At 59.8% G+C, this 25,799-nt stretch carries 21 protein-coding genes; 8 read left to right on the top strand and 13 right to left on the bottom strand.

Translation table 11 applies throughout. The annotated features are described in order from the left end of the window. The first annotated feature begins 48 nt into the window (after positions 1-48). The 4 genes from fabF (at position 49) to gmk (ending at position 4,399) form a co-directional block, all read left to right on the top strand. Entirely contained in the window at positions 49-1,311 is a 1,263-nt protein-coding gene (fabF, locus tag QDY28_RS03845; protein ID WP_331380343.1) for a beta-ketoacyl-ACP synthase II, read from the top strand. Between the two features lie 201 nt (positions 1,312-1,512). Further along, positions 1,513-2,742, top strand: a complete 1,230-nt coding sequence (mltG, locus tag QDY28_RS03840; protein WP_331380342.1) for an endolytic transglycosylase MltG — start codon at positions 1,513-1,515, stop codon at positions 2,740-2,742. Positions 2,743-2,845: 103 nt separating this feature from the next. Then, a complete protein-coding gene (locus QDY28_RS03835) occupies positions 2,846-3,733 on the top strand; it encodes a YicC/YloC family endoribonuclease (RefSeq protein ID WP_331380341.1) in 888 nt (295 codons plus the stop codon). A 3-nt stretch (positions 3,734-3,736) separates the two neighbouring features. After that, positions 3,737-4,399: a guanylate kinase gene (gene gmk / locus QDY28_RS03830; RefSeq protein WP_331380340.1), complete on the top strand. Its 663-nt coding sequence runs from the start codon at positions 3,737-3,739 to the stop codon at positions 4,397-4,399. 7 nt (positions 4,400-4,406) lie between these two features. Here the strand turns inward: gmk and rsmA are convergent, their stop codons facing one another. The 7 genes from rsmA to QDY28_RS03795 form a co-directional block, all read right to left on the bottom strand. Further along, entirely contained in the window at positions 4,407-5,234 is an 828-nt protein-coding gene (gene rsmA, locus QDY28_RS03825) for a 16S rRNA (adenine(1518)-N(6)/adenine(1519)-N(6))-dimethyltransferase RsmA (protein WP_331380339.1), read from the bottom strand. Then, a complete protein-coding gene (pdxA, locus tag QDY28_RS03820; protein WP_331380338.1) occupies positions 5,234-6,259 on the bottom strand; it encodes a 4-hydroxythreonine-4-phosphate dehydrogenase PdxA in 1,026 nt (341 codons plus the stop codon). Before pdxA ends, rsmA begins: the two co-directional genes overlap by 1 nt. A 9-nt stretch (positions 6,260-6,268) precedes the next feature. Continuing rightward, a complete protein-coding gene (locus QDY28_RS03815; RefSeq protein ID WP_331380441.1) occupies positions 6,269-7,162 on the bottom strand; it encodes a peptidylprolyl isomerase in 894 nt (297 codons plus the stop codon). A gap of 260 nt (positions 7,163-7,422) precedes the next feature. Continuing rightward, positions 7,423-9,798, bottom strand: a complete 2,376-nt coding sequence (locus QDY28_RS03810; protein WP_331380337.1) for an LPS-assembly protein LptD — start codon at positions 9,796-9,798, stop codon at positions 7,423-7,425. Further along, positions 9,799-10,884 carry an LPS export ABC transporter permease LptG gene (gene lptG / locus QDY28_RS03805; protein ID WP_331380336.1) on the bottom strand — a complete coding sequence of 362 codons (1,086 nt, stop codon included), beginning with the start codon at positions 10,882-10,884 and terminating at the stop codon, positions 9,799-9,801. Continuing rightward, on the bottom strand, positions 10,881-12,056 hold the full coding sequence (locus QDY28_RS03800; protein WP_331380335.1) for an LptF/LptG family permease: 1,176 nt from the start codon (positions 12,054-12,056) through the stop codon (positions 10,881-10,883). Before QDY28_RS03800 ends, lptG begins: the two co-directional genes overlap by 4 nt. Before the next feature lie 103 nt (positions 12,057-12,159). Then, positions 12,160-12,942: a phosphatase PAP2 family protein gene (locus tag QDY28_RS03795; protein ID WP_331380334.1), complete on the bottom strand. Its 783-nt coding sequence runs from the start codon at positions 12,940-12,942 to the stop codon at positions 12,160-12,162. Between the two features lie 207 nt (positions 12,943-13,149). Here QDY28_RS03795 and QDY28_RS03790 point away from each other — a divergent pair, with 207 nt between their 5' ends. Continuing rightward, positions 13,150-14,646: a leucyl aminopeptidase gene (locus QDY28_RS03790; protein ID WP_331380333.1), complete on the top strand. Its 1,497-nt coding sequence runs from the start codon at positions 13,150-13,152 to the stop codon at positions 14,644-14,646. 32 nt (positions 14,647-14,678) lie between these two features. After that, a complete protein-coding gene (locus QDY28_RS03785) occupies positions 14,679-15,128 on the top strand; it encodes a DNA polymerase III subunit chi (RefSeq protein ID WP_331380332.1) in 450 nt (149 codons plus the stop codon). 36 nt (positions 15,129-15,164) lie between these two features. Here QDY28_RS03785 and QDY28_RS03780 read toward each other — a convergent pair whose 3' ends face one another. Continuing rightward, positions 15,165-15,710 (bottom strand): GrpB family protein, encoded by a 546-nt coding sequence (locus QDY28_RS03780; protein ID WP_331380331.1) that lies wholly within the window; start codon positions 15,708-15,710, stop codon positions 15,165-15,167. Between the two features lie 72 nt (positions 15,711-15,782). Continuing rightward, positions 15,783-16,706 (bottom strand): Gfo/Idh/MocA family protein, encoded by a 924-nt coding sequence (locus QDY28_RS03775; protein ID WP_331380330.1) that lies wholly within the window; start codon positions 16,704-16,706, stop codon positions 15,783-15,785. Positions 16,707-16,937: 231 nt separating this feature from the next. On the opposite strand from QDY28_RS03775, the gene QDY28_RS03770 reads away from it, so the two are divergent. After that, complete coding sequence (locus QDY28_RS03770; protein WP_331380329.1) at positions 16,938-17,513, top strand: TRAP transporter small permease subunit; 576 nt, start codon at positions 16,938-16,940, stop codon at positions 17,511-17,513. Next, complete coding sequence (locus QDY28_RS03765) at positions 17,513-19,282, top strand: TRAP transporter large permease (RefSeq protein WP_331380328.1); 1,770 nt, start codon at positions 17,513-17,515, stop codon at positions 19,280-19,282. The genes QDY28_RS03770 and QDY28_RS03765 overlap by 1 nt, the downstream gene beginning before the upstream one ends. Positions 19,283-19,369: 87 nt before the next feature. Here QDY28_RS03765 and QDY28_RS03760 read toward each other — a convergent pair whose 3' ends face one another. The 4 genes from QDY28_RS03760 to QDY28_RS03745 all read right to left on the bottom strand — a co-directional run bounded on the left by QDY28_RS03760 (position 19,370) and on the right by QDY28_RS03745 (position 25,793). Further along, positions 19,370-20,476 carry a TRAP transporter substrate-binding protein gene (locus QDY28_RS03760; protein ID WP_028753357.1) on the bottom strand — a complete coding sequence of 369 codons (1,107 nt, stop codon included), beginning with the start codon at positions 20,474-20,476 and terminating at the stop codon, positions 19,370-19,372. 144 nt (positions 20,477-20,620) lie between these two features. Beyond that, entirely contained in the window at positions 20,621-22,681 is a 2,061-nt protein-coding gene (locus tag QDY28_RS03755; RefSeq protein WP_331380327.1) for a prolyl oligopeptidase family serine peptidase, read from the bottom strand. Between the two features lie 123 nt (positions 22,682-22,804). Continuing rightward, positions 22,805-23,695 (bottom strand): polysaccharide deacetylase family protein, encoded by an 891-nt coding sequence (locus QDY28_RS03750; RefSeq protein WP_331380326.1) that lies wholly within the window; start codon positions 23,693-23,695, stop codon positions 22,805-22,807. A gap of 208 nt (positions 23,696-23,903) precedes the next feature. Further along, complete coding sequence (locus QDY28_RS03745) at positions 23,904-25,793, bottom strand: ABC-F family ATP-binding cassette domain-containing protein (RefSeq protein ID WP_331380325.1); 1,890 nt, start codon at positions 25,791-25,793, stop codon at positions 23,904-23,906. Positions 25,794-25,799 lie beyond the last annotated feature (6 nt).

The following is a 25,799-nucleotide window of genomic DNA, read 5'->3' as shown; positions in this document are numbered from 1 at the left end:
ATCATATTCATACGCATGGCATTATAAAAAGACGGGGGTCTGCGGGCGATGAGACGTGTCGTTATCACGGGTACCGGCATGGTATCTCCTTTGGGCTGTGGCACGGAAGTGTCCTGGTCGCGCTTGATTGCCGGGCACAACGGCGCGCGTCTTGTGACAGAATTCGAAGTCGAGGATCTCGCCGCGAAAATCGCGTGCCGTGTTCCGGTCGGTGATGGCAGCGACGGCACATTCAACGCCGACGACTGGATGGAGCCGAAGGAGCAGCGAAAGGTCGATCCTTTCATCATCTACGGCATGGCAGCGGCCGATATGGCGCTGAACGATGCCGGCTGGCATCCGACCTCCGATGAAGACCAGATCGCAACCGGCGTCATGATCGGCTCCGGTATTGGCGGTCTCGAAGGCATCGTCGAGGCCGGCTATACGTTGCGCGACAAGGGTCCGCGCCGCATCTCGCCTTTCTTCATTCCGGGACGTCTCATCAATCTCGTTTCCGGCCAGGTCTCGATCCGCCACAAGCTGCGCGGTCCGAACCATGCCGTCGTGACGGCGTGCTCCACCGGCGCACATGCCATCGGCGACGCGGCCCGCTTGATCATGCTCGGCGATGCCGACGTCATGGTGGCCGGCGGTGCAGAAGCTCCGGTCTGCCGTATCGCGCTTGCCGGCTTTGCGGCCTGCAAGGCGCTGTCGACACAGCACAACGATGATCCGCAAAAGGCGTCGCGTCCCTATGATCGCGACCGCGACGGCTTCGTCATGGGCGAGGGCGCAGGTATCGTCGTATTGGAAGAACTGGAGCACGCCAAGGCGCGCGGCGCCAAGATCTATGCAGAAGTGGTCGGCTATGGCCTCTCGGGCGACGCCTACCACATCACCGCGCCCTCCGAAGACGGCGAGGGCGCGTTTCGCTGCATGACGTCGGCTTTGAAGCGCGCCGGCCTGACGCCTGCGGACGTGGACTACATCAACGCGCATGGTACCTCGACCATGGCCGACACGATCGAGCTTGGCGCTGTCGAGCGGCTGGTCGGCAACGCAGCCTCCAAGATCTCGATGTCGTCGACCAAGTCGGCGACCGGACATCTCCTGGGAGCCGCCGGCGCGATCGAGGCGATCTTTGCAACGCTTGCCATTCGCGACAATATCGCCCCGCCGACGCTGAATCTCGACAATCCGGAGCGGGAGACAGCCATCGATCTCGTCCCGCATAAGGCCCGCAAGCGGGACATCAATGTTGCGCTGTCGAACTCCTTCGGATTCGGCGGTACCAACGCATCACTTGTCCTGCGTCGCTTTGAGGCATAAAAACAGCGCGTAGTTCCGGAAAGCAGAAGTGCTTTTCGGCAAAACTATGCGCCATCCTTGAATGTCGCTGTGCTCCTTGCGTGTCCACGGATGCGCCTGAGCAATGTCTGATCGGTCGAAAGCGGATCTTCACCAGGCTCCGCTTTATCTTCTGAACCTGTTTTTTGCCGCATTGCTTGGTCAAAGAGCAGGCAATGACAAATGAAGGGATTGCCGGTGAGCGATACGAACCAGAACAACGGAACTCCGAACGGGCAGAAGGGGCCGATCATCCCGAAATCGGCCAATGAAGCTCTGCGTCCGGAGCGTGTTCCGGATCCGCCGAAGCGCTCCCGCAAAGCCCGCAGTCAGATGGTGATCTTCCTGAACTTTCTGATGACGCTGGTCGTCTTCGTGATCGTTCTCGCGCTCGTCGGCACCTATTACGCCATCTCCGCCTATCAGAGCCCTGGGCCGCTGACGACGAACACCAACTTCATCGTGCGCAGCGGCGCGGGCCTTGCAGAGATTTCGAGCCGGCTCGAAGCCAGCAACATCATCTCCGATGCCCGCATCTTCCGCTATCTGACGGCAACCCATCTGCACAATGGCGAATCGTTGCGATCCGGCGAATATGAGATCAAAGCCGGCGCCTCCATGAAGGACATCATGGAGTTGCTGAAATCCGGCAAATCGATCCTCTATTCGGTGACCTTGCCGGAAGGCCTGACCGTGCGGCAAATATTCAACAAGCTGCAGGCCGACCCGGTGTTGGAGGGCGATCTGCCGTCGACCTTGCCGCCGGAGGGCAGCCTGGAGCCCAATACCTATAAATTCACGCGCGGCGCCAAGCGTACCGAAATCATCGATCAGATGAAGGCCGCGCAGGAAAAGCTGGTCGACGAGATATGGGACAAGCGCGATCCGTCGCTGCCGCTGACGAACAAGCAGGATCTGGTCACGCTGGCCTCGATCGTCGAAAAGGAAACGGGGCTTGCCGATGAGCGCGCTCACGTGGCGTCCGTCTTCCTCAACCGCCTCGGCAAGGGCATGCGCCTGCAATCCGACCCGACCGTCATCTATGGGCTCTTCGGCGGCGACGGCAAACCGGCCGATCGCACGATCTTCCAATCGGACCTCAAAAAAGAAACGTCCTACAATACCTACATCATCAAGGGCCTGCCGCCGACGCCGATCGCCAATCCCGGCAAGGATGCGCTCGATGCCGTTGCCAACCCCTGGAAGACGCAGGATCTCTATTTCGTTGCCGATGGCTCGGGCGGCCACGTCTTCGCCGCGACGCTGGAAGACCACAATGCCAACGTCAAGCGCTGGCGCAAGCTCGTCGCGGAAAAAGGCGAGGACCCCAGCGCGATTGCCGTCGATGGTCAGCCGGACGACGGCGGCGCTACGGCCGGTGCGACCACGCCGCAGAAAAAGAAGACGAACTAATCTCTGCTGCGCCGTGCTTTCGAACGGCCGCACGGCGTGGTCTCACCTTTGCATTGGTCCATGATCGCCTAGGGATCGCGGACGAAAATTATCGGAGGCTTGCATGGCATTGCAGTCCATGACCGGTTTTGCCCGGCGTGAGGGAACGAGTGGGCGCTCTCGTTGGGCATGGGAATTGCGATCGGTCAACGGCAAGGGCCTCGATTTGCGCCTGCGCCTGCCTCCAGGTTTGGAACGGCTGGAAACCGATATACGCAAGCTCATCACCGACAGGTTTTCGCGCGGCAATCTGCAGGTCGGCCTCTCCTTATCCGTCGATGAGAGCCGCGTCGAAGCGGTCGTCAATCAGGACGCGCTGGCGACCGTGCTGGCGCTCCGCGGTCAGCTCGTCGGCGTCATCGATCCTGCGCCGTTGCGGCTGGACACGCTGCTTGCCATCCGCGGCATTGTCGAGTTCAAGGAAGCTGAGGAGAGCGAAGAAGCGCTTGCCGCGCGTGATGACGAGATCATGGCGGGTCTCGAAGCCGCGCTTGGCGACCTCAGCGATATGCGCCGTCGGGAAGGGCAGGCACTCGGAAAAATTCTGCTCGGCCATGTCGGCGTCATCGAGACGCTGACGGCGATGGTGGAAAACGATCCGTCCCGCTCGCCGCAGGAAATCGCCGCGAGGCTGGCGGCGCAGGTTGCCATGCTTCTGGACGGCACTTCCGGTCTTGATCGCGATCGGCTGCATGCCGAGGCCGCTCTCATCGCCACCAGGGCCGATCTGCGCGAGGAGATCGACCGGCTGAAGGCGCATGTGACGGCGGCCCGCGACCTGATCGCCAAAGGCGGACCCATCGGACGCAAGCTTGATTTCCTTGCACAGGAATTTAACCGGGAATCGAATACTATCTGTTCGAAGTCGAATGCCGCAGCGGTCACCGCCGCCGGCATCGAGTTGAAGGTGGTCATCGACCAGTTCCGCGAACAGGTCCAGAATTTGGAGTAAGCCATGAAGCCGGCGACATCCACATCCATTTCGATTGCTCGCCGGGGGCTGATGCTCGCCATTTCCTCGCCGTCAGGCGCGGGGAAATCGACGATCGCGCGCACCTTGCTGGAAACAGACAAGCAGATCGGTCTTTCGGTCAGCGTCACGACGCGGCAACGGCGGCCGAGCGAGATTGCCGGCGTGCATTATCATTTTGTCTCGCCGCGGGAGTTCGAGCGGCTTCGTGATTCCGACTCCTTGCTCGAATGGGCGGAGGTACACGGCAATTTCTATGGCACGCCGCGCGAGCCGGTGGAGACGGCGATGGCCGACGGCCGCGATATGCTCTTCGATATCGACTGGCAGGGCGCGCAGCAACTGCAGGAAAAGATGCCCGCCGATGTGGTGTCGATCTTCGTGCTGCCGCCGACCATGACGGAGCTGCAATCGCGTCTGCACCGTCGCGCCGAGGATTCCGAAGAGGTGATCGCCACGCGGCTTGCCAATTCCAGAGCCGAGATCGCCCATTGGCGCGAATATGACTATGTCATCATCAACGATGATTTGAACGCCGCCTTCGACGCGGTTCAGTCGATCGTCAAGGCCGAGCGCCTGCGCCGCGACCGCCGGCACGGCATGTTCGACTTCGTTCGTGGCCTGCTGGAAGAAACGCCGAAGCTGTGAACAGCGATCAAAGAGAATTCGCCAGCCGGCAGAACTCTTCCACGGAAAGTGTTTCGGCGCGCCGCTGAGGGTCGATATCGGCTTTCCGCAATAGCGCCTCGCCGCCAAGGGGTTTCAAGCTTTGGCGCAGCATCTTGCGCCGTTGGCCGAAGGCAGCCTGCGTCACCTTTTCCAGATTGTCGACGGAGCAGGGGATCGGGTTTTCCTTCGGCGTCAGATGCACGACTGTCGATGTCACCTTGGGTGGCGGTGTAAATGCCTGCGGCGGCACGTCGAAGGCCATGTGCGCATTCGTGCGCCAGCCGCAGAGAACACCGAGGCGGCCATAGTGATCGTCATCTTCGTCGGCAACGATCCGCTGGCCGACTTCTTTTTGGAACATCAGCGCCAGGGATTGCCAAAAGGGTGGCCAATGGCCCGGCAACAGCCAGTTCACCAATAACTGTGTGCCGACATTATAGGGCAGGTTGGCAATGATCTTGACCGGCCCTTCCGGCGCCAGCGCCGCAAAATCCGTTTTCAGCGCATCGCCTTCGATGACGTCCAGCCGGCCGGGATAGTGATCGGCGATCTCGGCAAGCGCTGGCAGACAGCGCGCATCGCGCTCGACGGCGATAACCTTGGCGGCACCAAGCGCAAGGATGGCACGCGTCAGCCCGCCTGGTCCCGGGCCGACTTCGAAGACAGTGACGCCGTCCAGCGAGCCGGCAGTGCGGGCAACCTTTTGCGTCAGATTAAGATCGAGCAGGAAGTTTTGGCCAAGTGCCTTGCGTGCGTCGAGACCGTGACGCTGGATGACGTCGCGAAGCGGCGGCAGACCGTCGAGTGCAGCCATCAGCGATTGCTTCCCGCCGCGCGGCTGATCTCGCTCGCCAGCTTGAGCGCCGCCACGAGACTGTCCTCCTTGGCAATACCCTTGCCGGCGATGCCGAAGGCCGTGCCATGGTCCGGCGAGGTGCGGACAAAGGGTAGGCCAAGCGTGACATTGACGGACTCATCGAAGCCGAGGGCCTTGGCCGGGATCAAAGCCTGATCGTGATACATGCAGACGGCGACATCGTAGCGACGGCGCGCATCCTCATGGAACATTGTGTCGGCGGGCAGGGGGCCGAAGGCGTCGATGCCTTCGTTGCGCAGCACATCGATTGCCGGACGGATGATTTCTTCATCCTCCTTACCGATCGCGCCACTCTCGCCGGCATGCGGATTGAGGCCGGCGACCGCAAGCCGCGGCGCTGCAATGCCGAAACGAGCCCTGAGGTCGTGGTCGGTAATCCGGCAGGTCTCGACAATCAGATCCGAGGTCAGCGCCTGCGGTACATCCTTCAGCGGAATATGGATGGTGACGGGTATCGCCCGCAGCTTCGGCCCGGCAAGCAGCATCACGGGCATCACCGGCTTGCCCGTCGCGCGCGTCGCCAAATCGGCAAGAAACTCGGTATGGCCGGGAAAGCCGAAGCCGGCGTCGTAAAGGACCGACTTGGCGATCGGATTGGTCACGACCGCGGAGGTCTCTCCCTTCATGCTGAGCGACACCGCCATTTCGATAGCAGCAATCGTCGCCTTGGCCGTCACCACATGCGGTTCGCCGGCAACCACATCCATGCCGGCGGCGATAGGCATTATTGGCAAAGCATCGCGAAAGATGCCGAAAGCAGTCGACGCATCGGCTTCCCGAAGCGGCACGGTCAGATTCAACTGACGCGCTCGCGCCGAAAGGACGTGTGGGTCGCCGAAAAACAGGAACGGAGATAAGCCGAGCTCGCCGCGGCGAAGCCAAGCGGCGAGCGTGATGTCAGGTCCGATACCTGCTGGATCCCCCTGCGTGAGTGCAAGGGGGCGGGAAGGGCGCGAGGGCATCGGGAACGATCAGCGATAGAGGATCTGCGCCTTGGAGCGCAGTTCGTCCATGTACTTCTTGTCGTTGGCGCTAACGCCCTGCGCGTTTGCCTTGCCGAGGTCTTCGGCGCGGAACACGGCCGCGGCGGCGACGTCGTCATTCACCTGACGCTGCGAGCAGATGGCGACATATTCGACACCGCGATCGGTGACGATCGCATCCGTAGTATTGCCCTTCGCCTTCTCCAGCAGCGGCTTCCAGGCATCCGGAAGATCGGGAGCAAGCACGCGGCCGAGGTCTTGGACGGAGACGTCATGCATCGTCGCGGCAAAGACTTTCGCCTGGTCGCAACCGGGGAACTTGGCCCGCGATGCTTCCGCCTCGGCCTTGCGTTTGCCGAGAATTGAGTTGCGCTTCGCAGCCGGTACAACGAAGACCACCTGTTTCAGGAAATATTCCGTCGTGACCGGCTTCGTCTTGTTTTCCGTCATGCGCGTCACGAGGTCGTCATTCGACATGCGGTTGCCGCCGTTCGAGCCGAAGCGGGCGTTGACGACGCGCGGCCAGCTCATGGAAATGGCGATATAGGATTTGAAGTGATCGGTGGTGACGCCCATCTTGTCCAGGATCTGTCCAAGCTGCTGCGGCGACATTTTGTTGCTGGCGGCGAAGCGGGCAAATGCATTGTCGACGTCCGTCGTCGATACCGACATACGCACGCGGGCGATTTCCGCACGCTTCAGCGTCTCGTCGACGAGCTGCTGTTGCGCCAGCTTGTTGAGGTCGCCTTTCGCATGCTGCAATTTCAGGAAGTTGACGCGCTTGGCGATATCGCCCGATGTAATCACCGTGTTGTTGACGACGACCTTCACCTCACTCGCTGCGAAGGCAACATCGCTGCTTGGCAAAGCAAAAGAGGCCATAACCAACGCTACGGCGCCGAACAGCGCAGCGCGCATCGGTGTCTTTCCAGAGAACATCAACTACCCCTTCCCAAAGGTCTTTGTCCGCACTGCGTCACATTGGGACGCCATTGGCGCAATACGGCAATTTCGCGCCAATATCTACAACAAGCACGATGAATTGCAAAATCCTTGCGGCGAAACAATGACAAGGAGGGGAATGGCGGTCCCATACAAAGCAAAGGGCCGGTTTCAGAGCCGGCCCTTTTGCAGTTGAATGATCAGAACGTCGCGTCCTGAACGTTGCCGAGATTGACGTCTCCGAGCGTACGGAACGTTATGCGGGCGCCGATCGACCAGTCGCTTCCCGATTGGTTCGTCGAATCCTTCTTATCCAGGAAGGAGACGCTGAAGATCGTGCATTCGTCCTCATAGGACAGGCCGATGCCCTGGCGGGTGATCTCGCTGTCGTTGAGGTCGTAGCTGACCGTGCCGAAGACAGACCAATAGTTCTTGAATTTGATCTGTGCGCGGGTCTGGATTTCGTCCTGATCCGAGGTGAAGCCATATTGCGGCTGAGCGGCGATATGGGTGTAGGTCACCGAGGTCTGGAAGTCGTCGTTTGCAAAGCCGACCTGGGTATCGCCGCGACGGAACGCGAAATCCTTTTCGTCAAAGCGATAGGACTGCGAAAGCGAGATGCCCTGCGGCGTCGAGAGGCCAAACATCGTGACATAGTCGGAGCGGGTGGTTTCAAGCCCCGAATCCGAACCGGCACCTACCAGATCGTCGGTTGCAAACGAGTTCCGTCCGGCAAGCTGGTACGATTGGCCGAAGATATGCTGCAACTTATAGCCACTGTCGAAGCTGCCCGTATAGCGCCAGCCCACGTTGGCACGCGTGCCGCCTTCTATACGGTCGAAGCCGGAGAACTTGTCGCGATCGAACAGGTTGGTCGCATCGAAAACAAAGCTCTGGGCGTCTTCATTCGGCAGCCGTCCCGCAAGTTGCTCATCAGGGCGCACATAGACCTGCGCGATCGGCTCGAACACATGGGTGCTGTTGCTGGTGGTGATGAGGAACGGGTACTTGGCTTCAAGGCCGGCCGTCACCATGCCGCGCGTCGCGTAATCGCTGGTGTCGTAGTTGCCGGAATAATCGCCGACGGGCGAATCCATACCGAGGCCATAGACGTCGCCGCGAGCGGCCGCAAGCGGTGTCAGGACCAGACCCTGATCGGTGGTGAAGGTACGCTGCCACTGCAGTTCGGTGCTAAGACGCGTATAGCTTCCGGAAAGACCGAGGAAGCGGTCGTTCAGGCTGGAGTCGCCGAGATTGTTGACGTTGTCTAGTGTGGAAGCCTTGTCACGCGACAAATGCGTGAAGTTCATCGTCGCGGACAACTCGCCGCCATAGACAGAGTTCGGATCCACATAGTGATAGTCGACGCTCGGATAGACGACTGCTTGCTGCTTTTCGGCGGTGCTGTTGTCGTCGGCGTCCTGAATATCGTAATAGAAGGCGCGCATATCGAAATAATTGCGCTTGCCGAGACCCGTCAAATAGATGTCGTTCGTGTGCGTGCTTTGGCTGAGACCTTGCAAGCCATAGGTGCGCGAAAAGTTATTGTCGCTTTGCGCCATGACATCCCAGCCGAATGTCCAGCGAGGATTGATTCTGAAATCGGCCTTCGACGAAACGACGCCGCGAGTTTTATGTTCGGCGTCACTTGTATTGGCGGTGAACTGGTCCGGACTCATCTGATTGATACCGGCGACGCGCAGAATGTGCGTGCCGTTTTCAAAGCGCTGCCGGAATTCACCTTCGAGCAGCAAGCCTTGGCTTGTATAGCCGGTGGCGCTGATCGTTGCGTCCATGCTGGGCGAGATAACGTAGTAGTAGGGAACCTTCACGCCGAAGCCGAGGTTCTCCGCGTAGCTCATCGACGGAAACAGGAAGCCTGACTTGCGCTTCACCGTATTGTCCGGAACTTCGATCCATGGAACGTAAGCGATCGGCTGGCCGAACAGTTCGAAGCGGGCATGCTCGAGACGGACGGTATGCGTCACGCCGTTCTGCACCACGCGCTGAGCCTTGACCTGCCATAGCGGCGCGCGGCCCTGCTCGGAGCACGGCAAACAGGCGGTGTAGACGCCCTTCGTCAGGATCAACTGGTTTCCGCCGACACGTTCGCCCTTTTCGGCGGCCATGCGCGTATTGTCTGGCATTTCGATGCGCAGAGCGTTGACGAAACCGTCCGAGAAGCTGTCGGTGACATCCATTTTGTCACCATACATGCGGTTGCCGTCCGGGCTGATCAGCTCGACATTGCCGATCGCCGTCATCCGCCCGCTTTTCTGATTATATTCAACCTTCTGCGCGACCATCTTGTAGCCGCCATAGTTGATCTGCACGGCACCGCTGGCGGTGACGATTTGTGTATCCTTATTATAGACCAATTCGTTCGACGAAAGGATCAGCTTGGAGCCTTCCGGCACCTTGACCTTAACGGGAGAGGTCGCAGCGCCAGCGCCGCCGTTATTATTGTTGTCCTGGGCGTAAGCTACGACCGGGCTCATGACAAATGCATACGCGGCCGCGCCCATGACGAGGGCAGCGACAAATTTCCTGATACTCTTGCGGTTGCCTGCCGCCACTTAGCCGTCCTCCTGATGAAGCAGGATCGTTGCTCCGAATGCCAATGCGACGATCACGGGTATCCATGTCGCCACGAAAGGAGGAACCACTCCGCTGCTCCCGAATGCCTTTACCAGCACGGTGACAACATAAAGCACGAAGCCTGAGAGGATTCCACCCAGAATCACGGAGCGCGATTGGTTGAATCTACTGAATTTTAACGAGACGGTGGCTGCGATCAGAGTCATCGCCACCAACAGGAATGGCTGCGATAGCAGAGAGTGAAATTGGGTCTCAAGAGCTTTGGTCGAGATGCCAAAAGACTTTGCTATCTTAATTCGATTAGAAAGATCATAAAAAGCAATGGTTTCAGGCTGCGCCAAACGCTCTGACACGAAATCCTGTTTCAGATTCGTACGAACCTGTGTCGTGCCTTTATGAACGGGAATTTCGCCCGGGCTGCGCTCGACGACACTGTTAAGAAGCCAGTAACCATCTTCCAACTTTGCCGACTGCGCGTCCTGTCTGAGAACGATATTCCCCTGTGAATCGAAGTGGATAAACACAACGTTCATCAGCGTCGTGCCGTTGTCGAGAACAGCTTTTGCGCCAATGATCACGTCGTCCTTGCCGTTCGATTGGCGCAGCCACGGGATCGAAAGTGTGTTGTGATAGGACGGGTCGCCGCGCAGGTCGGCTTCCATCGTTTCCGCCTGCTTTTGTCCCCATGCCGCCACCGGATTGAGAGCGAACATCGTGAGCAGGCCGACGAAGAAGGCGCCGATCACGAAGGGCGTCATGAACTGCCAGACGGAGATGCCGGCCGCACGGGCAATCACGAGTTCGCGACGCCGGTTGAGCGCGATCAGCACCGTCATGCCGACGAAAAGTGCGATGAACGGTACCGTCTGCTGCAGGATGAACGGCAGTCTGACGGCCGTCATCAGCAAGCCGGTTCTGACCGTATATCCGGGAAGACCGGCGAGCCGGCCGGCGGTCTCGCTGAAATCGACGAGATAAACGATCGAGACCACGCCGAGGAAAAACCAAAAGGTCGTCACGACGTAACGGATGAAGAAGTAGCGGCCGAGCGTATTGAAGATCATGCTCCGCCCCCATTGGAGCTGCCGGGAGCCGGCATGCGATCCTGGATCTTCTGCCGCCAGTTGCTGAAGCGGTTGCGGATTGACGTCGGCACCGACATCTTGCGGTTCCTGAACAGCAGGGCAATCGCAATCAGGGCTGCGCCGATGTTGGCCGCATAGAGGACGCCGATGAAATAAGGGGCATTCTCGATCTGGTTTGCCGCATAGAAATCCGCCCAGCGCAAAGCGAAAGCAATGGTAAGCGCCGACACCATCGGATGCAGCCGCGCTTCGCGATGGGATCGTGCATCGCCGGCAATGACCAGGGATATTAGAGCAAAGATTGCCGGCAAGGCCCAGTCGGTGAGGCGCCGGTGTAGCTCCGAGCGGTAACCTCCTGGTTTTGCTTTATAATCCGCATCGTTCGGATCCGGGTGGAGTAGAAAGCCCAGATCGCGGTCGCCGGCGCGCAGCGTTGCCTGGCCACGGCTCTGCGTCATGTCGGAAAGGTCGAAGGAATAAGAATCGAATTTGATGACGGAGACGTTGCCGTCGGGGGTCTTGCGGTGAACTTCGCCGTCCTTCATCAGCAGCGATGTGCCGCTCGCATCGACCGCGCCTTCCTTGGCATAATAGATGAGATCGAAGCCGGGGTCGCGCGAATCCACCACGAACAGCCCCTTCAGGATTCGTCCCGACATGCGCTGGGAAATCTGCACATAGAGCCCGTCTTCGATACGCCGGAAATTCTTCTCTTCGATAACGGTCGAGAGCAGGTCGGCATAGGCTTCGGCAACCATCTCGCGGGCGGCGACACGCGCCTTCGGCTCGACCATATTGTCGACGACGAATGAGAAAACGCTGATAGCTATCGCGAGAATCATGATCGGGCGGATGATGATGCTGCGTCGTGCGCCTGCCGCCTCCATGACGGTCAGCTCCGAATCGCTATTCATCGCCGTCAGCGTCTGCGTGATGCCGATCACCAGCGCGAAGGGCAGCACCACGGGAATGATCGTCGGCAGGATGAGAGTCGCCAGCTTGGCAAATGAGCCAATCGACTGGCCGCTGTCGGTCACCAGATTGATGCGCTGCAGCACCTGGGTCGTCCAAATGATGGCGAGCACCGGCAGCAGCGCTACCAGGAACATCATGCCGACACGCCGTACGATATATGTTTCGAATAATTTCATGCCGGCCCTTAAACGCAACACTCCGCCGTGCGAGCCGGCAGAGATTCATCCTCCTCTACGCTGTTTGCGTTTTTTTGGCGACAACCCACTCGCAAAAAATTCGTTAATTTTCTGAATTTCTTCTGCTGTGTGTCGTTTGGGATAACGCCATGAGTGCCGACAATATGACAAGCGAGGAAAGCCAGCCCAGAACGGCGTCCGAGAGGTAGTGACCGCCGAAAGCCACCCTTAGGGCCGGAATGAGAATCGAAACGGCTGCGATCGGCAAGGCGAAAGCTGTCCGCGCCGGCTGCGGGATGATGAAGATCAGGCAGAACAACCAGCCGGCAGCCGCTGCTTCGCCTGAAATGAAGGAACAGTTGCTGGCGCATTTTCCGGCAAAGGAACCCGCATGAACGAAATCGAGCATGCCGCCGAAGAGATCGGTCTGCCGCGGCCGGGGGCGGCCCGAAAAGGTCTTGAGCCAGAGATTGACGATCAGCACTGGGCCGAGCAGCAGCGAGCCAAGCGCGATTTTCAGATTGCGGGCTCTCAACGTTTTGAAGGTTGCGCCGTGCTGCTGCCAGCACAGGAACAGCATGCAGCATAGAGCGATCGCGACGATATAGGGTATCTGAAAGAAAATCTCTCTGAGCAGGCGCATATGCGGATCGTCATTATAAGGGAAAATGCCGCAGATCTGGCCGGGCTTGACGGGAAGAACGCATTGCTCGGGCAGGAAAAACATATCGGCGACGGCAAGATCGACCTGTGGGAGAATCGAAAACAGCCCGAGCAATACCCACCAGAGACAAAAGAGAACGACGAAAGCATCGCCTGCCGTGCGCGGTCGCAGGATTTCGGGAAAACGATCCCGGCGATCGAAGCTGGTGGAGTCTATGATCAAGGCGGAGTTCCGATAGAAGATCGCGCCGCGCAAGCGGCGATACCCAATACATGCGCGCAAGCTAGTGGAGGTAGATGACAAGGATTTGAAGGTCCCGAAGGTGTTTCTTGGCGGAATGTTTCGCCCAAAGCTTGTATTTGATAGCAAAACCTTAAATGATCCGGCGTGTATAATTCTATTTTGCACGACGCGTTTACCGGAGCAGAAATGTCTGTGAAATTCGAGATTTCCTTTGCCAAATCGGCTCGGCTGAGCGGCGGCCTGGCCATTCTTCTGAAAGACACGGACAGCGAATTGCCGGCAGGCGCCGAAAGCGCCGATCCGGCCAATGTGTTCGCCAAGGCCGCCCGGATCGCCCGCTTCACCGCCAAGGGCCTGAGCAGTCTCGATATCGTCGCACCCGAAGGCTCGCCGGTCGACCGGATCATTGTCATCGGCACGGGTAAGGCGAAGGAGCTCAGTGCGCATGATTGGCTGAAGCTCGGCGGCGGCGCTGCTGCGAAAATCCGCAGCGTGGAAAAGGTTGCAATCTTCATCGATGTACTTGGCGGCGAGACCGAGGCCAAGGCGGCTGCCGATTTCGCCCTCGGCATGTTATTGCGTGCCTATAGCTTCGATACCTACAAGACCAAGAAGAGCGACGACGAGGACAAGAACGGCACGCAGAAGCTCGTCAAGGTGACGATCGTCACCGCGAATGCGGTTGCCGCCAAGAAGCTCTTTGCCTCATCAGAGGCGATTGCCGACGGCGTGATTCTGGCGCGCAATCTCGTCAACGAGCCTCCGAATGTTCTCGGCCCGGCCGAGTTTGCCGCCAAAGCCAAGGAACTGGAAAAGCTTGGCGTCGAAGTGGAGATCCTGACCGAACGGGAAATGCGCCGGCTCGGCATGGGCGCGCTGCTTGGCGTGGCGCAGGGTTCGGTGCGTCCGCCGCGTCTGGTGATCATGCAGTGGAAGGGCGGCAAGCCGAAGGACAAACCGGTTGCCTTCATCGGCAAAGGCGTGGTGTTCGACACAGGCGGCATTTCCATCAAGCCGGCTGCCGGCATGGAGGATATGAAGGGCGATATGGGCGGGGCCGCCGCCGTTACGGGCCTGATGCACGCGCTCGCCGCCCGCGGCGCCAAGGTCAACGCCATCGGCGTGATCGGTCTGGTCGAAAACATGCCTGACGGCAATGCCCAGCGTCCCGGCGATATCGTCACCTCCATGTCGGGCCAGACGATCGAAGTGATCAACACCGACGCAGAAGGCCGGCTCGTGCTCTGCGATGCGCTCTGGTACACCAACGACCGCTTCAAGCCGCAGTTCATGATCAATCTCGCGACGCTGACCGGCGCGATTCTCGTCGCGCTCGGCAATCTGCATGCCGGCCTGTTCAGCAACGACGATAAGTTGGCGAATGAACTGACCGCCGCCGGCCTTGCCACCAATGAGCGCCTATGGCGCATGCCGCTCGGCAAGGACTACGACAAGATGATCGACAGCAAGTTCGCCGACATGAAAAACACCGGCGGACGCCATGCCGGTTCGATCACGGCCGCACAGTTCCTCAAGCGTTTCGTCCAGGAAACGCCCTGGGCGCATCTCGACATTGCCGGCACCGCCATGGGCTCGATCCAGGACGAGATCAATCAATCCTGGGGCTCGGGTTTCGGCGTGCGCCTGCTCGATGAGCTGGTCCGTCAGAACTACGAATCGTGACCTTCGAAGGTGTTTGAGATAGAAGGAGCGGCATGACCGACGTTCTCTTCTATCACCTGACCGAATCCAAGCTGGAAGATGCCCTTCCGCCGCTGATCGACAAAAGTGTCGAGCGCGGCTGGCAGGTTGCCATCCAAACGCGCGAACCAGCGCGGCGGGATGCCCTCGACGCGCACCTGTGGACCTATCGCGAGGACAGTTTCCTGCCGCATGGCACGGATGATGGAGAAATGCCGGACAAACAGCCGGTGCTGCTCACTGTCTCGCCCGGCAACCCGAACAACGCTACGGTCCGCTTTTTCATCGATGGTGCCGAAGCCTCGGATGTCGGGAATTACCAGCGCGTGGTCTTCATGTTCGATGGTTACGATCAAGAGCAGTTGGAGGGTGCCCGGGCGCAGTGGAAGAAGCTGAAAGGCGAGGGGCACAACCTCACCTATTGGCAGCAGACTCAGGATGGGCGCTGGGAGAAGAAAGCGTGACGATTCTCGTTCTCCCCGTTGGGGAGAAGATAAGGATCAATCGCTTCGCGCAACGATCTCATCGATAAAGGCTCTCTTAGCCTCCGTATAGGCAGCGCGGTCGTCGGCATACTCCTCGGCAAGCCGGATCTTCAGTGATTCGTAGGCTCTGGCGAGAGGGGTGTTTGCTCGGAGCTTGTCGCGAAACCGGATAAACCGGGTCCAGTGGGCGCCGCCATATTCGATAATATGAACGAGATGCGTGCGCGTCTCGCCTTTGATTCCGCGCCCGAAAATATGATCGTTGGGAACGATGTCGTTGCCGGCATACTCATAACCGATCTGTTCCATCGGCTCGATGCAAAGAAAACCGTCGTCGAAACGCCTAACACCCACGGCGATATCGATGATCCGCTTGGCCCTGATCGCCGGTATCGACGTACTGCCGAAATGCTGGATATCGAGAGGGAGATCGCCGAGCGCCTTCCGGATGGCGGCTTCTTCCTGCGTATAGGCTTGCTGCCATCGGGCATTCGGCTCGGCGAGTGTGACGAGCTTGTGCCTCACACCCAGCCCGAAGCTTTCCTCGCTTCCCGACGCCATCGCAATCTCCCTGATCAATGAAGATGCGCCACTTTAGCATTCCGCGCGGCGCATCTCATCGGTCAATGGAGTTTAGTCGTGGAAAGCCTCAACAAACTTGCGTTTGCCGAGCATGAAGGCGTCGGCGACATGGCGAAGAGGGGCCAGGTCCACATCAGACGTGCCGGCTTTGACGATCTCGGCGAAGCGGCGATAGAGCGAAGGATATTCCGCCTCTGGAGCAGTGAACTTCAATTCGCCGTTCACCGAGAGCTTCGAGCCACCCTCGGAGAGCACCATCTGGCCGGCCTCGGTTTCGGCGACGATATCCCAGCTCTGCTTGCCGGTCTGGCGCCAGTCGAATTCCGCATGGACGGCAAGCCCTTGGCCGCTCTTGAACTGCAGATCGGCAGCAATCGGCGAATCGCGGTTTTCGGGGAATTCCAGCACTGCGCCGGTCAGGAACAGTGGCGGCAGGATGTGGGTGACGATCGACAGAGCATTGATGCCTGGATCGAAGACGCCGAGACCGCCGGCCTGCCAGATCCATTCCTGATTCGGATGCCAGTGGCGCACGTCCTCCTTCCAGATGACATGGACGCTCTTGATCGTCGTTCCCGCGAGAAAAGCCTTCGCGGCTTCGACTGCGGGTGCATAACGCGAATGCCAGCTTGCGAAGAGTGAAACGCCCTTTGCCTTGGCAAGCGCCTCGAGATCTGCGACTTCGCTCAGCGTGGCGCCCGGCGGCTTTTCCAGGAAAACATGCTTGCCAGCCTCGAGAGCCTTGTAGGCAGCCTCGTAGCGATATTGCGGCGGCATGCAAAGCGAGACGGCATCGATCCCGGGAACGGCGTCTAGCATGGTTTCGATGCTTGTGAAGGCCGGAATACCGTCAACCGTGCCGTGGCGACTTGCCGTGGCGATCAGTTTGAAATCCGGATTGTTCGCGATGGAAGGAAGGTGCTGGTCGCGGACGATCTTGCCGACGCCGACGATGGCGAGGTTGATGGGGGACATGGGTGTCTCTCGATTAGTATGATTATTTGCATGATCTTTTATCAGAATGCAGCGGGTGGGCAAGGCCGGCAAGCGTAATTGCAAGCAATCAGCCGGACGCCCTGCCTTTCCTGCGGCTATGCCGTCACATTTGGATAACCAGCTTACGCTCTTGATTCACAGCGTGAAATCGGCACTCTGCCTATGCGCGGCAAGAAGATCTTGGGGAAGACCGCTGCGGGGGAGAAAATGATGAGAGCATTGCTCGGCCTCAGCCGGCTCATAGATGCTGTGACGGAAATCATTGGCAAGTCGGTTTCCTGGCTCATTCTGGTCGCCGTGCTGGTCAGCGCCGGAAACGCCATCGTCCGCAAGGTATTCAACACCTCGTCCAACGCCTGGCTGGAAGCGCAATGGTATCTGTTCGGCGCCGCCTTCATGCTCGCGGCCGCCTATACTCTCAGGCAGAACGAGCACATCCGCATCGATATCGTCTACGGCGCCTTGCCGAGGCGCGTTCAGCACTGGATCGATCTGCTCGGTCATTGCCTGTTCCTCATGCCCTTCGTGCTTTTGATGGTCTATGACCTTGTGCCCTATGTGCGTATGTCCTTCATGTCCGGCGAGGTTTCGTCCAGTGCCGGGGGGCTGATCATCTGGCCGGGCAAGGCGTTGTTGCTGGCAGGCTTTTTTGTGCTGGCGGTGCAGGGTGTTTCCGAAATCATCAAGAAGATCGCCATCATGCGCGGGGATATGGAGGACCCGACGCCATATGTGCCGACGCATGCGCCCCTTGATGCCGAAACGCCGGCCGGGGAGGCGCGCTGATGATTGAATTCATTGCCGTGAACATGGCCCCGATCATGTTCGCTTCGCTGGTCATCTTCCTGCTGATTGGATATCCCGTTGCCTTTGCGCTGGCCGCTAACGGACTGCTGTTCTTCTGGATCGGCGTCGAACTGGCGCCTTATTCGGGCGGCTCCATTAACCTCTCCTGGCCTTTGCTCAATGCGCTGCCGGACCGGTTCTGGGGCGTGATGTCCAACGACACGCTGCTGGCGATCCCGTTTTTCACCTTCATGGGCATCGTGCTGGAACGCTCAGGCATGGCGGAGGATCTGCTCGACACCGTCGGCCAGCTCTTCGGCCCGATCCGCGGCGGCCTTGCCTATGCGGTGATCTTCGTCGGCGCGCTGCTCGCCGCCACCACCGGCGTCGTCGCGGCATCGGTCATCGCCATGGGGCTGATCTCGCTGCCGATCATGCTGCGCTATGGCTATGACCGCAGTCTGGCGTCCGGCGTTATCGCCGCGTCCGGCACGCTCGCGCAGATCATTCCACCGTCGCTGGTGCTGATCGTGCTGGCGGACCAGCTCGGCCGTTCGGTCGGCGACATGTATGCCGGCGCGCTGATTCCAGGACTGGTGCTGACCGGCATCTACATGCTCTATGTGCTGGTCATGTCGATCGTCCGGCCGAACTCGATGCCGGCGCTGCCGAAAGAGGCGCGCTCGCTCGGCTCCGGTGTGACCTCGCTTTTCATCGCGCTCCTGGTCTGTGCCGGCGTTGCCTATGCCGCCCACGTCTACCTGACGCCAAGCTACGGCGAAAATGCCGATATTCTCGGCGCAACCGTCGGCATCGCTTTCATCTATGTCGTCGCCGTCATCGACAAGACGATGAAGTTCAACCTGATGTCGCGGCTCGCCCAACAGGTGATCATCGTGCTGATCCCGCCGTTGGCGCTCATCTTTCTCGTGCTCGGCACCATCTTCCTCGGCATCGCAACACCGACGGAGGGCGGCGCGATGGGCGCGACCGGCGCGCTGGTGATGGCGGCGGCGAAGGGACGATTGAGCATGGATGTCGTGCGCTCAGCACTCGCGTCGACGACACGGCTCTCCTCTTTCGTGCTGTTCATCCTGATCGGCTCGCGCGTGTTTTCGCTGACCTTCTACGGCGTCAACGGCCATGTCTGGGTGGAGCATCTGCTGGTCTCGCTGCCAGGCGGGCAGGTCGGTTTCCTGATCGTCGTCAACCTTCTGGTTTTCGTGCTGGCCTTCTTCCTCGATTTCTTCGAGCTCGCCTTCATCATCGTGCCGCTGCTGGCGCCTGCTGCCGACAAGCTCGGTATCGACCTCATCTGGTTCGGCGTACTGCTCGGCGTCAACATGCAGACGAGCTTCATGCACCCGCCATTCGGCTTTGCATTGTTCTACCTGCGCTCGGTGGCTGCAAAGGTGCCTTACCTCGACAAGGTCACGGGTAAGAAGACGGCGCCGGTGACGACCGGCCAGATCTATTGGGGCGCGGTGCCTTTCGTCGGCATTCAGATCCTGATGGTGACACTGACGATCATGTTCCCGCAGATGGTGATGCACTACAAGGGAGCCGGCGCCGGCATCGATCCCAACACGATCAAGATCGAAGTGCCGGGCTTTGGTGCGCCCGGCCAGGATAATGGCGGCGGTCTCGGTTTGCCGGGCGGCCTGCAGTTTCCGGGCGCCAATCCGCTGGACAACAAGCCGGCGGATCAGGGCGGAGGAAAGAATAATCCGCCTGCGAACGATCTCAGTCAGCCGCCGTCATTCAATTGAGCAGGAGAGAGATCGCTGCGACATTCCAAAGAGAAACCCCGGAGCGGCGGCACCGCTCCGGGGTTTTCTCATTTCCAAATCCAAGGATCAAAGCTTCCCGGCGCGCTGCTGCGTCATCATGTACACGTCGTAGCTGTATTCTGCGACCTGGGCATAGAGATAGTGGCCGCCGCGGAACGCCTTGATCGATTCCCAGATCTTTTTGAAGGTCGGGTTCGATGCTTCCATTTCGGCATAGACTTCGTTCGACTTGTCGAAGCAGGCGTTCAGGATGTCGGTGCTGAACGGACGCAGCTTCGCGCCTTCGGCCACGACACGCTTGATGGCCGCCGGATTGAGGTAGTCGTATTTCTGCAGCATGTCGGCATCGGCTGCCTGGGCGGCGGTGCGCAACAGCGACTGATAGGCCTTCGGCAGGCCTTCATAGGCCGCCTTGTTGAACATGACGTGTACGGTCGGACCGCCCTCCCACCAGCCGGGATAGTAGTAATAGGGCGCGACCTTGTAGAAACCGAGCTTTTCGTCGTCATATGGGCCTACCCATTCGGCCGCATCGATCGTGCCTTTTTCGAGCGCCGGATAGATATCGCCGCCGGCGATCTGCTGCGGCACGACGCCGAGGCGCTCCACCACTTTGCCGGCAAAGCCGCCGATCCGCATCTTCAGACCCTTGAGGTCGGCTACCGTGTTGATTTCCTTGCGGAACCATCCACCCATCTGCACGCCGGTATTGCCGCTCGGAAAGCCGATCAGCCCCTGCGTCGCCAGGAATTCGTTGAACATGTCGATCCCGCCGCCATGATACTGCCAGGCGTTCATGCCGCGGGCATTGAGCGCGAAAGGAACGGCGGCACCCAGCGCCCACACCGGATCCTTGCCCCAATAATAATAGGAGACCGTGTGGCAGGCTTCGACCGTGCCCGCCGAGGTCGCGTCTGCAGCCTGGAGGCCCGGCACGATTTCGCCGGCGGCGAACACCTGGAGGGTGAAGTTGCCGTCGGTCGCTTCCGAGACGAATTTCGACAGCACCTCGGCGCCGCCATAGATCGTGTCGAGCGACTTCGGGAACGACGAGGTCAGCCGCCAGTTGATTTTCGGATTGCTCTGAGCAATAGCCGGAGCCGCAAGCGCCGCGGCGGCAACCGAGCCTGCGCCGGCAACGCCGGCTTTCCTCAGAAATGAACGACGATCCATCTATGTACTCCCCCCAGAGGTGAGCGGGCGGACTGGCCCGCTATTCGTGATCACGACGCAACTAATCATGTCATTAGACGCGTTTCAAGCGCGTCGAACAATCTTGCAACTGCTGATTTTTGTTTGACGTTTAAAGGGCTGATCTCAACTTTCACGTGGCTTCGCGATCGTCTCCCGAAGGAAACTGTAACCCAGCGCGATTCGCGCCGCGAGTTCCGTCGATGCGCCGTCGCCGCCGTGGCCGCCCGAATGGAATTCGTGGAACAGCGGCTGATGGCCGAGTTCCTCCATACGTGCTGCAAACCGGCGTGCATGCGAGGGATGGACGCGGTCGTCATTGCTGGAACTCTCGATATAGATCGGCGGATAGGTGATTTCCGAAGCCGGCTTGAGATTGTGCAGCGGCGAATAGGAAAGCAGATACTCCCGGTCAGCCTGGTGGTCTGGATTGCCATATTCGTTGATCCAGGCCTTGCCCGCCGGGAAGACATGGAAGCGGCTCATGTCGAGCACCGGCACCTGACACCAGATCGCGCCGAAGTCGCGCGGATAGCGCGTCAGCATCACGCCAGTCAGCAGTCCGCCATTGCTACCGCCATTGGCGGCTATGCGTGACGGTTTGGTATAGCCGCGAGCGACGAGATCACGGGCGACGGCGACAAAATCGGCAAAGGCTCTATGGCGGCCACGGCCCTTGGCCGAGCGATGCCAATTCGGACCGAGCTCGCCGCCGCCGCGGATATAGGCTTGCACATAGGCGCCACCCTGTTCCAGCCAGCGGCCGATGACGGCGGAATATTGCGGACGGACCGAGAAATCGAAGCCGCCATAGCCATACATCAGCACCGGCAGCTCGCCTTGCGTCCATGTCTTCGGCAATACCAGCCGGTAGGGCACCCTCGTGCCGTCTTCGGAAAAAGCTTCGAGCAATTCGGAGGTCATGCCGTCAGTATCGAAGTAGGCCGGGGAGCTTGCCGTGTGAATGAGCTCAAGCGGCTTCTTGCGGTTGGCAAGTTCCAGGCGATAGCAGGAGGGCGGCTGCAGGAAACCTTCGCCGTAGACCTGCAGCGTATCGTCGCCGAGGTGGAGGTCGGAATAGAGCGGCCAGACGGTTACCGTCTGGACATCTGCCGGCAGCGCGATTTCCTGGATCGCCGCGTCCGCCTTGGTTAGGTCGAAGACGAAAAGCCGAGGTTGCAGATTGTCGGAAACGACGAAGACGCACCATTCGCGCATCAGCAGGAATTGCGACACCGACTGCCGCTCGCCGGGCGAAAACAACACGCGCATCGCTTCGGCGCCGGGATCGGTGGCCTGCCGTGGCAAGGGTTGCACCGCCAGGCTGCCCGCCGGTATCCGCTCGTCGGTCTTGGCGAGCCAGAGACAATAGGAATAGTTGAGCTGGACGTCGATGTCCTTCGGCAGATCGATCCGCCGCAGCGAAAAATCCTGCTCCTTGATGAAAACACTGGAATTGCCGATTTCATGGCCGGTGATGAACAGCCGGATCGGCTTGGCCGTACCTTTCTTTGCAATGCCGGCAAGCACGGGATCGAAGACCAGGCAGGAGCCGTAGACGTCGGTATCGGCGGTGGCGTAGAGCAGGGGGGCCTTTGCTGGCGCCTGGCCACGTTTCAGTCGGCGGCCGACGCGTGGCCAGCCGGAGCGCGTCGAGGAGAGGCGGTCGATCGAGCCGAAATAGGCGATCTCGTCGCGGCTCAGCCAAGTGGCGTGACAACGCGTCGGCGGCGTGTCGAATCCGCCTTCGACGATGCTCTTGGTTTCGCAATCGAACTCCAAGAGACGTCCAAGATCCGAGCCGCCATCGGAGAGGCAAAGCAATACCCGCGTTGGCTCCCAAGGACAGGTGATTGCGCCGCGCCAGAGCCAAAGCTTGTTCTCCGAAGCGCAGAAAGCGTCGAGATCGAAGATCGGTTCCCACGGCGCGTCGGGCGATGGCGCAACATTGGCGGGCAATCGGAACCACATGCCGAGGGGGTGATCTGCGCTGCGGTGGAAGTCGAACAGCCACTTGCCGCGGCGCACCACCTGAATCAGCCGGTCTTTACGCTCGATCAGAGCCTTGATCGCCGCCCGGTCCGCCTCGAACTCAGGCGTCATCAGAGCCTGTTCAGACTGTGCATCCCTTTCAGCGACGAATTGCAGTGTCAGTGGATCGTCGTCATGCTCGAGATGGAGATTCATAAGGGACCTGATATGCGATTGATGCGGTGACTCATATATAATCAAATCAAAATACATGCGGGGAAGCAACAGTGCTTCCCCGAATCTGTCCCATCATGCAGTTTTCTGACGTTTATACCGTCCTCAGCGCAGAACCCTGACGCGGGCCTGTGCGATCAGGTTATTTGCAGGCGCAGGGGTGCCTTTGTACTTCAGAGTCACGACCTTGTAGCCCTCTCTTTCGAGGCGCGCCAGAAGGGTCGGCAGCATGATGGCAGTGCGCTGGTGGATATCGTGCATCAGGATGATGCCGCGGCCGCGCTGGTGCAACTGGTTCATGGTGCGGGTTACGACGACGGAAGGCGTCGAGTTGAAATAGTCCTTGCTGTCGATATCCACATCCATGACGACGAGATCACGCATGGCGACGGCAGTACGCAGGCGCTTGGAATCGGCGAGATAGGGGAAGCGGAAGAAGGAAACATCCGTCCCGATGACCTTGGCGACAGCGTGTTCGCCGCGGGCGATCTCGGCCATTGCCATGTCGAAGCTCATCTTGTCGAGATCGGGATGGCGGAAGGTGTGGCTGCCGATGGTGTCTCCGTCGGCAAAGACCCTGCGGGCGGTGGCCGGATGCGCTTCCGCCATTTCGCCAACCATCATGAAGGTCGCCTTGACGCCGAATTTGTCGAGCGTGGAGAGGATGCGCTCCGTCTTTCCTGGCGCCGGCCCGTCGTCGAAGCTGAGAATGACTTCCTTATCGTCCAGCTTGAGATCGTGCAGCGAGGACACTTCCAAGGTGCGCCCGACCAGGTGATGCGGACCGCCAGTATCGCCCGTTTCTCTGGTTTCAAGCTCCGCGCCAGCCCATTTGGTCGGCTCCATGTCGATTGGGTCGCTAGCCTTCAACGGCTTATGATGCGGCTCCTCCGCTGCAAAACTCGTCTTAAGCGAGGCATCATTGCCCGGTTTGGTTGCGCAGCCAGCAAGGGATAAGGACACGGCAAGGCCGGCCAGGAGAAGGCGGAAGGTCATCGAAATCGCTCAACAATACATTAATGAAATGTTGGGCGCATATTTTCCGATTATGGTTAATGATCGGTTAGTCCTGACGCACGAATGCCTCAGGAATTAACCATTTTTAGAGCGCTGCAAGTTCATCCAAACGAGCAAAGGTTGCTCTAAGGTTTTGAAATCGGGGCATGTTGCCGCTTTCAGGCAGTTCGATCTCAAAGCTGGATGCTTAACCGGCCATCCCGCTTTCATATTCGGACGAAAGCTCAAGCCATTGCTCTTCGGCCGCGGCAAGCTTTTCCGCAGCATCGGAGCGCTGTCTGGCCTTCTCGGCCGCCTTGGCGGGCGCCTTCTCATAGAGGGCGGGATCTGCAAGTTCCGCATCAAGCGTTTGAATCAGTTTCTCCAGCTTGCCGGTCAAGGATTCGATTTCGTTGATCTTTTTCTTGAGCGGTGCGAGCGAGGCGCGGCGGTCGGCGTTGAGCTTGCGCTGGTCCGCCTTCGAGACGGAATCGTCGGCGCCGTTTGTCTTGACCTTGTCATCCCTCGGCTTCGGGCTGGCGACGATGAGACTGCGATAGTCTTCCAGATCGCCGTCGAAAGTGGAAACCGTGCCGTCGCGCACCAGCCACAGCCGGTCGACCGTCGCCTCGATGAGATGGCGGTCGTGCGAGATCAGGATGACCGCGCCGGAATAGTCGTTCAGCGCCTGGATCAGCGCATTGCGGCTGTCGATGTCGAGATGGTTGGTCGGTTCGTCGAGGATCAGAAGATTCGGTGCATCGAAAGCAGCGAGCCCCATCAGCAGCCGCGCCTTTTCGCCGCCGGAGAGATCCTTGACCTGCGTATCCATCTTCTCCGTCGCAAGCCCCATCTGGGCGACGCGGGCGCGTACCTTCGCCTCCGGTGCGTCGGGCATACGGCGGCGTACATGCTCGACGGCGGTTTGGTTGGGCACGAGATCGTCGAGCTGATGCTGCGCAAAGAAGCCGATCTTCAGGTTCGGCGCCAGCTTCACATCGCCGCTTTCGGCATCGAGGCGGCCGGAGACGAATTTGGCAAAGGTGGATTTGCCGTTGCCGTTGGAGCCGAGCAGGGCGATGCGGTCATCGGCGTCGATGCGCAGGTTGAGGCGCTTCAGGATCGGCTTGCCGGGCTCATAGCCCACCGCGCCGCCGTTGACGGCGATGATCGGCGATGCCGCCTGCTTTTCCGGCTCGGGAAAGCTGAAACCCATCACATGATCTTCGATGACCGCGGCAACCGTGCCCATGCGCTCCAGGGCCTTGACGCGCGATTGCGCCTGCCGGGCCTTCGTCGCCTTCGCTTTGAAGCGATCGATGAAACTCTGCAGGTGCTTACGCGCTGCCTCGTTCTTGGCCTTCGCCTTCATCTGCAGCTCGTCGGCCTCCGCCTTCTGCCGCTCGAACTGGTCGTAGGAGCCGCGATAGAAGGTGAGCTTCTTCTGGTCGAGATGGACGATGGAATTGATGGCCGTGTTCAACAGGTCGCGGTCGTGCGAGATGATGATGACCGTGTGCGGGTAGCGGCGGATGTAATCTTCCAGCCAGAGCGTGCCTTCGAGGTCGAGATAGTTGGTCGGCTCGTCGAGCAGCAGCAGGTCGGGCTCGGAAAACAGCACAGCCGCGAGCGCCACGCGCATGCGCCAGCCGCCGGAAAAGGAGGAGGCGGGTCGGTGCTGTGCCTCGTGGTCGAAACCGAGGCCGGCAAGAATGCTGGCGGCGCGCGCTTCGGCCGAATGGGCGCCGATGTCGGCAAGTCGCGTCTGGATGTCGGCGATGCGATGCGGATCGGTCGCCGTTTCGGCTTCCGCAAGCAAGGCGGTGCGTTCCTTGTCCGCCTTCAGAACGATTTCGATCAGCGGCTCCTCGGTCCCCGGCGCTTCCTGCGCCACTTGGCCGATGCGGGCATTGCGCGGAATGGAGACCGAGCCGCTTTCGGCGGCGAGATCGCCGGTGATCACGCGGAACAATGTCGACTTGCCGGCGCCGTTTTTGCCGACAAGCCCCGCCTTCGTGCCCGCCGGAAGCGTCACGCTGGCGTGGTCGATGAGGAGGCGGCCGGCAATGCGGGCGGAAAGGTCGGAAATCGAAATCATGGCGCG

Origin of the sequence: Rhizobium sp. BR 362 (assembly GCF_036528765.1) — a bacterium.
Lineage (GTDB): Bacteria > Pseudomonadota > Alphaproteobacteria > Rhizobiales > Rhizobiaceae > Rhizobium.
The sequence above is the reverse complement of the archived record's forward strand: the minus strand, read 5'-3'. Positions and strand labels throughout refer to the sequence as shown.

Bases quoted from the DNA above. Each gene is read 5' to 3' on its own strand.
- fabF (WP_331380343.1), top strand. From the start codon at position 49: ATGAGACGTGTCGTTATCACGGGTACCGGCATGGTATCTCCTTTGGGC.
- mltG (WP_331380342.1), top strand. From the start codon at position 1,513: ATGAAGGGATTGCCGGTGAGCGATACGAACCAGAACAACGGAACTCCG.
- QDY28_RS03835 (WP_331380341.1), top strand. From the start codon at position 2,846: ATGGCATTGCAGTCCATGACCGGTTTTGCCCGGCGTGAGGGAACGAGT.
- gmk (WP_331380340.1), top strand. From the start codon at position 3,737: ATGAAGCCGGCGACATCCACATCCATTTCGATTGCTCGCCGGGGGCTG.
- rsmA (WP_331380339.1), bottom strand. From the start codon at position 5,234: ATGGCTGCACTCGACGGTCTGCCGCCGCTTCGCGACGTCATCCAGCGT.
- pdxA (WP_331380338.1), bottom strand. From the start codon at position 6,259: ATGCCCTCGCGCCCTTCCCGCCCCCTTGCACTCACGCAGGGGGATCCA.
- QDY28_RS03815 (WP_331380441.1), bottom strand. From the start codon at position 7,162: ATGGCCTCTTTTGCTTTGCCAAGCAGCGATGTTGCCTTCGCAGCGAGT.
- lptG (WP_331380336.1), bottom strand. From the start codon at position 10,884: ATGATCTTCAATACGCTCGGCCGCTACTTCTTCATCCGTTACGTCGTG.
- QDY28_RS03800 (WP_331380335.1), bottom strand. From the start codon at position 12,056: ATGAAATTATTCGAAACATATATCGTACGGCGTGTCGGCATGATGTTC.
- QDY28_RS03790 (WP_331380333.1), top strand. From the start codon at position 13,150: ATGTCTGTGAAATTCGAGATTTCCTTTGCCAAATCGGCTCGGCTGAGC.
- QDY28_RS03785 (WP_331380332.1), top strand. From the start codon at position 14,679: ATGACCGACGTTCTCTTCTATCACCTGACCGAATCCAAGCTGGAAGAT.
- QDY28_RS03780 (WP_331380331.1), bottom strand. From the start codon at position 15,710: ATGGCGTCGGGAAGCGAGGAAAGCTTCGGGCTGGGTGTGAGGCACAAG.
- QDY28_RS03775 (WP_331380330.1), bottom strand. From the start codon at position 16,706: ATGTCCCCCATCAACCTCGCCATCGTCGGCGTCGGCAAGATCGTCCGC.
- QDY28_RS03770 (WP_331380329.1), top strand. From the start codon at position 16,938: ATGAGAGCATTGCTCGGCCTCAGCCGGCTCATAGATGCTGTGACGGAA.
- QDY28_RS03765 (WP_331380328.1), top strand. From the start codon at position 17,513: ATGATTGAATTCATTGCCGTGAACATGGCCCCGATCATGTTCGCTTCG.
- QDY28_RS03760 (WP_028753357.1), bottom strand. From the start codon at position 20,476: ATGGATCGTCGTTCATTTCTGAGGAAAGCCGGCGTTGCCGGCGCAGGC.
- QDY28_RS03755 (WP_331380327.1), bottom strand. From the start codon at position 22,681: ATGAATCTCCATCTCGAGCATGACGACGATCCACTGACACTGCAATTC.
- QDY28_RS03750 (WP_331380326.1), bottom strand. From the start codon at position 23,695: ATGACCTTCCGCCTTCTCCTGGCCGGCCTTGCCGTGTCCTTATCCCTT.
- QDY28_RS03745 (WP_331380325.1), bottom strand. From the start codon at position 25,793: ATGATTTCGATTTCCGACCTTTCCGCCCGCATTGCCGGCCGCCTCCTC.